Origin of the sequence: Tolypothrix sp. FACHB-123 (assembly GCF_014697075.1) — a bacterium.
GTDB lineage: Bacteria > Cyanobacteriota > Cyanobacteriia > Cyanobacteriales > Nostocaceae > Aulosira.
In genome coordinates, this window is record NZ_JACJRE010000126.1 from 1 (window position 1) to 5,853 (window position 5,853).

Here is a 5,853-nt window from a genome sequence, read left to right on the forward strand (position 1 = left end):
CTCGGCTTATGGATTTAGAAACTTTGAAAACTTCCGAATTAGATGCTTGTTAAACTGGCATTTTGATTGTTAGTTTAGCATAACAAGTACTAAAGAACCATAAAAAGATTGTCCCAAACCAATTTCAATTTAAATTTGGTGAGGTAACAGTAAGATACATTTATCATCACATCAAAATAGATGATGTCACAGGAGATATTTTAGAAGACTGGTTTGTTGTGATTCCCAAAATTCGAGTCTGCCGCGAATAATCAAAATCGACCAGCAAAAACAGTATAACTTCTAATTAATATCCTTAACCTGGTTAACTTTGTCTCACTACTTTGGGCATAGTATAAAAATATACAAATAATCAAAGTCAGACACAGAACAGCTTTCTGTAACTGACTTTCATCAATTTTCAGATGATGCAGAAGACAGGTCTATCAGTCATTGTGGGAGTGTTCAAACTCATAAACGTAAAATAGTCGGCTAAATTTCTGCAACAAGTATCCTAGAGTTGCAAATACTATTGCACTTCCAAGGGCCCCCCAGAAGCCAATAGAGGGAAGTGTTAACAGTGATATTGGCGTTTGATTGACAGATGCTATAGCTGCCTTGATTGCTATAGCCCTGGCATCAAGGATGACACTTATACACAAACAAATGACAGCCAAACCATAAGCCCATGTATAAAGACGTTTAATATTGTTGAGAGCATCCTGACAAACTCGGCAATCTTGAGTATGAGTTGTCCAGACATCAAAAAGCTGTTGCTTATCTAGTTCACTTGAGGAAGGATGAGAGTTATACCCACCAGCCCAAGGAATGCTACCTCCAGCTTTTTTCTCTAACCACTGGCGGAATGTAATTACCATCTTATCTTGGGGATTGGGTGTATAGACTGCATCTAGCCATCGGCTGTTTTGGCGTTTGGCTAGAATCTTCTGTTGGTAATGGAGAAATACCAAATCTTGATGCAAAAATAAGGATGACAAAACATGACCTAGCCAAGTTGGCATTGGTAGACCAAAGATTCCCAATCCTTTGGGTGTTTTTCCTAACTCATTCTTCACTAATACTTGAGAGCCAATATGACGGCACCATCCTGGACGAGTTGGGGTAGCATATAATGCGAGAATGAGTTTGCCACCATCAACAGATGTTGAGACAATTCTCATATGACTTGGTGGTTGAAAATCATGTATTGCTCGCTCAATTGTGGGTGCTGTCGGTTTAATTTCAAAGGCGAACCCTTCACCCGTAGATATCTGTTTGATGCAAACTAGGTCTAAGTAATTAGCATCTTGATAGCGATTGCCTACAAGACCGTGGTGAGAAACAGGTACATGGGCTGGATCAGCAACATTCTCCATAAAAAAGTCCCATCCGTAGGGTAAATCACGGAAATTCCAAAACAAATGTGTTGTTTGAAGTGACTTATCCTCAAGTTCTGGGATAATTCGCGGTGTTCTTAATTGGCTTTCAAGCTGTGCTTCTTTTCCTGACTCAGCCCAAACCCACAGTAGACCTTGAAGTTCTTGGGTTGGATAGCTCACAGCACATGACCTAGAGTTTGAGCAGTGCTTAGTGGCTGTTTGCTCATCTTTTGACTGGGGAATACTCACACACTTCCCCTGGGAATCAAAACGCCAAGCATGGTATGCACATAAAAGTGTGCCATCAGACTCAACCCGTCCTTCAGAAAGAGGAGCTAGCCGATGCGGACAAAAATCTTCAAAACAAGACCATTTGTGGAAATTGTCTCGCCACACAACAAGATCCTTTCCCAGTAACTGTATTGCGTGTGGACGAGATGGATCTAAGAAATTTACAACTGCTACTGGATACCATTGCTTTGTCCATTGGAATGTTTCTTCATCAGGTTGATGAAATTGTCCAATAGCATTAGCCATCTCACCTTGTAAATTGCTTTCCGTAGTCATAGGAATTTTGGGTAGAAACCCCGTGCTTCGCTTCACGGCCTTACAAAGAACATGATAAAGTGCGAAGCATGGAAAAAGCCTGCAACTATCGCTGATCAAAGCGCTAATACATCTGATGCAGACCAATACCTGTTGACTTGTTGACTTAAATTTTTGGGAATGCAAAAATCTGGGTAAGATGGGTCACAGTTATTTTGCTGTGGTTGAATTTGTTGTGGCGCTGGCTTTCGGGTGACTTTACGATGTCGAAAATCCCAAGGCATTCTACCAGATTATGTCTAAATTCCGAATTCTGATCTGAGGCGGAGCATCTGTGGCTCCGCTCCTGGGTGCTGAATTATTCTTAGAAATACACTTTTAGCAAGATATTTAATCAATCTCAAGTTAGAGATATATTATTTTTTATGGTAGAAGATTTTAGAATTTTAATTCACTAAAGTAATTAATCATCTCATTAAAGTTTTTTGATAAACATAGATTTCGATTAGAAGATACTAAAATTTATGCCTTCAGAATCATCATCTAGCGACTTGACACAAACACCTAAAACAATTGATATAGATGGGCAGCGCCCAGTTGAACCCAGTAATATTGAAATTAAGGAAACAATTGATATAGATGGGCAGCGTCCAATTGTTAAGGCGGAAAATTATTCAGACAAAACAATTGATATAGATGGGCAACGCCCGATTGCTAAGAGTGATTTTCAAGAGCATGAGATGTTAACAGTAGATGGTAACCGGCCAATTGACCCTAATGATTTAGAGGTAGAAGAAATTCTCGATATAGACGGTCAACGTCCGATTGCTAAGAATAATTTTCAAGTTCAAAATACTCTAGAAGTAGATGGTAGCCGTCCAATTTCAGATAAAGCTGTGGAAACACAAATGCCCACTGGCTATATGGATTAAAATCATCAAATTCAACGAGTTTTTCTTAGCAATCGCTACATTATTCAGAATTAATAAGCCAAAACAATTGCTCAAGTTGCAACTAACTTAAATCCTTCATAGAGATTGAAACTAACTACTAGCAAAATTGTCAAAGTTGTTTTTACCAAAACGCTGAACCAGTCATAGTCGAACAATAGGGTATTAGCCAAGGGTGATTTTGTGGACGAAATCACTCAACTTAAAAACCAGGAGGTAAACTATATCATTGCTTATGGCAGAGCGACTTTTGTATCGGCTCTCATCCACCATAGACTGATTGATGAGTTTCATTTGTTTATCAATCCAGTTGCAATTGGTAAAATCAACATCCTTTGAATGCGGTGTTGTTGTTTTGAATTATGAGCCGAAATAGAACTAAGACAGGCGAAACATCAACAGCTTTCACATTGCTTGCCCAATTGAAACTGTTGTAAACCCTTAGCCGGACTGAATGTTAGGTTGAACTTCGCGCAACCGACGTTCCAGAAAACGACGCTCACTGTCATTTGTCACTAATTCTAGTGCCCGTGTATAGCTCCTCTTCGCTTCCTCTAATGCTCCAACACGCCGGAATAAATCTGCACGGGTGGCATGAAACAGATGATAGCTGTAGCGAACTGCAAACATAAACGCTTCAAACTGCAAACAAGGCGATTTTGAAACCACATTAACTGCAAATAAGGGGGGTCTTCAAACCACAATAATTGCAAATGAAACCACAATAAATGCAAATGAAACTGCAAACATAATTTTCAAACTGCAAACAAGCGGTTTGAAACCACATTAACTGCAAATAGCCTGTAATCGTTAGCCAGTAAGAGTTTTAGCTTTATATGTACTTTGGCGATGAAACTGTCCAAATTAAAGAATATTACTTTCGCTCTAGTCTTAAACTCAGAGTCTTTACCAAGTCAATAAATGAGTTAGTGGTACTTGCTCCCAAAAACCTAATTCATAATTAAATTGGACGGATATCGTTCAGATTAAACCACAATATTCGGGCATAAGTGTTCGGCTTAAAAGTTCGTATAAATTGGACACTCTTGAGGCGATAAATCTCCTAACCCAATCACCCCAAGGGTTACGGCTTATTTGCAGTTAATGTGGTTTCATTTGCAAATAATGTGGTTTCATTTGCAATTATTGTGGTTTTGAGACCCCCTTTATTTGCAGATAATGTGGTTTCAAAATTGCCTTGTTTGCAGTTTGAAGCGTTTATGTTTGCAGTTCGCTACAACTACATGGAACGAATGTACAAACGACCAAAGGCATCTGGGCGAATCGCAGCTGCACTTGCAAGTCTCAATCAGACCTCACAATGATTCACAAAAGGAGATAACCCAATGGAACCCAGCCAAGCTGAACAAACCGCTAGCATGATTCAGCAAGTGACGAATCGTGATCTGATCAGCCGTTTGGGTATCAGCCAGAGTGAAGTCTGGTAGATATTGTTTTACAGAGACATCCAGGTTAATTTTTCCAGCTTCTAGCAATTGCAGCGCTGCGATCGCTGTAAAAGATTTACTCAGTGAAGCGATCGGAAATTGAGTTTGTGGGGTGATAGGTTGCTGAGCGTCAGCTTTGCCATAGCCTTTGGAATGGATTGACATCGCGACACTCCTTGAATTACATTGCTCCTTCTTCCAAAAAGCTCAATTAACCGAACTGGTCAAAGGAAATAAATGCTCCCATGATTCTCTGGTAAGCTGCCACTTAATCTGGCTCCACCCTTGCATATGCATCCAGCCGGAACCAGGTTGTGTACCGATCGCCTGGAATCCGTAACGTTCTGCTAGCCGGGATACTCTCAGGTTAGCACTTACAGAAAGACCAATAATTTCCTTTAGTTCCAAATCGCGGAACCCAAAATCAATCAGAGCTTTCCCAACTTCGATTGCATAGGCATAACGCCCCCAGTGCTGGGGTGCTAGCTCAATTCCAAGTTCTGCCTGCCCGGCAGCATAGCCATCCTGCCGCAATCCACCACAGCCAATTAACTCCAGATTGCGGCGATCGACGATCACCAACTGGTAATTGCATCGAGGAACTTCGGTTGCCCATTGTATGAACCGTTGAAACAGTTGATAAGTAAAGTCCGGGGTCACTTCTTCCGGTGAACAGAACTCGGCATAACGAGGAGCAGCGTGATAAGCAAGGAATGCAGGCTCATCCTCCTGAACAAAGTCACGGAGAAGAAATCGTTTGGTGGTAATGTCCATAGTCGAATGGCACTAAGAAAAGGTGAAACCTAGTCAGGGCAGGTTGTAGGGGGTAGGGTGTCGGGTGTAGGGAAAAATCAAGAAAATTAAAAACAAGTGCGAACATTAATAAACTTCTTTGCTACGCAACGCTATAATCGAACGCCACTACACCCCACACCCAAAAGCCTTATGAATATTGAATTTGCCGATATCTTAGTGCCATTCATGTTCATAGCCATGTTTTAGGAAAGCGATCGCTGCTGGGTTCCTTCACCAGTTGTGATAAATAATACTGAACTGGGAGTACGAACCTTGCTTTGTCAATTAGGAAAAGCATTCAGCAATAAAACGGCAAATTCAGCGCGGCTGATAGTTGACTGGGGACGAAAAGTTTGGTCAGCATATCCTTTAATTAATTTACGTTCAGCAAGTTGACTAATACATTCCTTGGCGAATTGATTTTTAATATCAGAGAATGCTGAGGCTTTAGCTATAAATAGATTACTGAAAATAGCAATAATAATGGATATATTAGTGAAAACTTTTAAAGATTTAGCCATACAATATCTTGTGCTTATCTAGTTTTAGTTACGGATAATTAGTCGTAAATTATTTACATTGGTACTGAGTATATATCTTATAAATTCCACTGTCTAGAACGAGGAAATGAATTACACCTAGTAGGGACACGGCTCAGGGCAAACGCATCTAAATAGAGAAAAGTGCTAAGTAGAGGTGTGTTTTGAGTAGTACAAGAGAACTATATATAACTGGTGAAGAGAGCGATCGCTAAAA

General features: G+C 40.3%; 6 protein-coding genes. 2 read left to right on the top strand and 4 right to left on the bottom strand.

All coding sequences use genetic code 11. The features are described 5' to 3' along the window. Positions 1 to 425: 425 nt before the first annotated feature. Positions 426 to 1,925, bottom strand: a complete 1,500-nt coding sequence (locus H6G41_RS33820; RefSeq protein ID WP_190752729.1) for a Rieske 2Fe-2S domain-containing protein — start codon at positions 1,923 to 1,925, stop codon at positions 426 to 428. Between the two features lie 503 nt (positions 1,926 to 2,428). On the opposite strand from H6G41_RS33820, the gene H6G41_RS33825 reads away from it, so the two are divergent. Both H6G41_RS33825 and H6G41_RS36550 read left to right on the top strand, forming a co-directional pair. Next, positions 2,429 to 2,836, top strand: coding sequence for a hypothetical protein (locus H6G41_RS33825; RefSeq protein ID WP_190752731.1), 408 nt, complete (start codon positions 2,429 to 2,431; stop codon positions 2,834 to 2,836). A gap of 201 nt (positions 2,837 to 3,037) precedes the next feature. Then, positions 3,038 to 3,193, top strand: coding sequence for a dihydrofolate reductase family protein (locus H6G41_RS36550; protein WP_374939453.1), 156 nt, complete (start codon positions 3,038 to 3,040; stop codon positions 3,191 to 3,193). A gap of 977 nt (positions 3,194 to 4,170) precedes the next feature. On the opposite strand, the gene H6G41_RS33835 is transcribed toward H6G41_RS36550, so the two are convergent. From H6G41_RS33835 to H6G41_RS33845, 3 genes are all read right to left on the bottom strand, one after another. After that, positions 4,171 to 4,467 (bottom strand): serine hydrolase, encoded by a 297-nt coding sequence (locus H6G41_RS33835; RefSeq protein WP_190752733.1) that lies wholly within the window; start codon positions 4,465 to 4,467, stop codon positions 4,171 to 4,173. Between the two features lie 42 nt (positions 4,468 to 4,509). Beyond that, positions 4,510 to 5,076 carry a GNAT family N-acetyltransferase gene (locus H6G41_RS33840; RefSeq protein ID WP_190752735.1) on the bottom strand — a complete coding sequence of 189 codons (567 nt, stop codon included), beginning with the start codon at positions 5,074 to 5,076 and terminating at the stop codon, positions 4,510 to 4,512. Positions 5,077 to 5,378: 302 nt separating this feature from the next. Further along, on the bottom strand, positions 5,379 to 5,618 hold the full coding sequence (locus H6G41_RS33845; protein WP_190752737.1) for an S-layer homology domain-containing protein: 240 nt from the start codon (positions 5,616 to 5,618) through the stop codon (positions 5,379 to 5,381). Between the last annotated feature and the right edge of the window lie 235 nt (positions 5,619 to 5,853).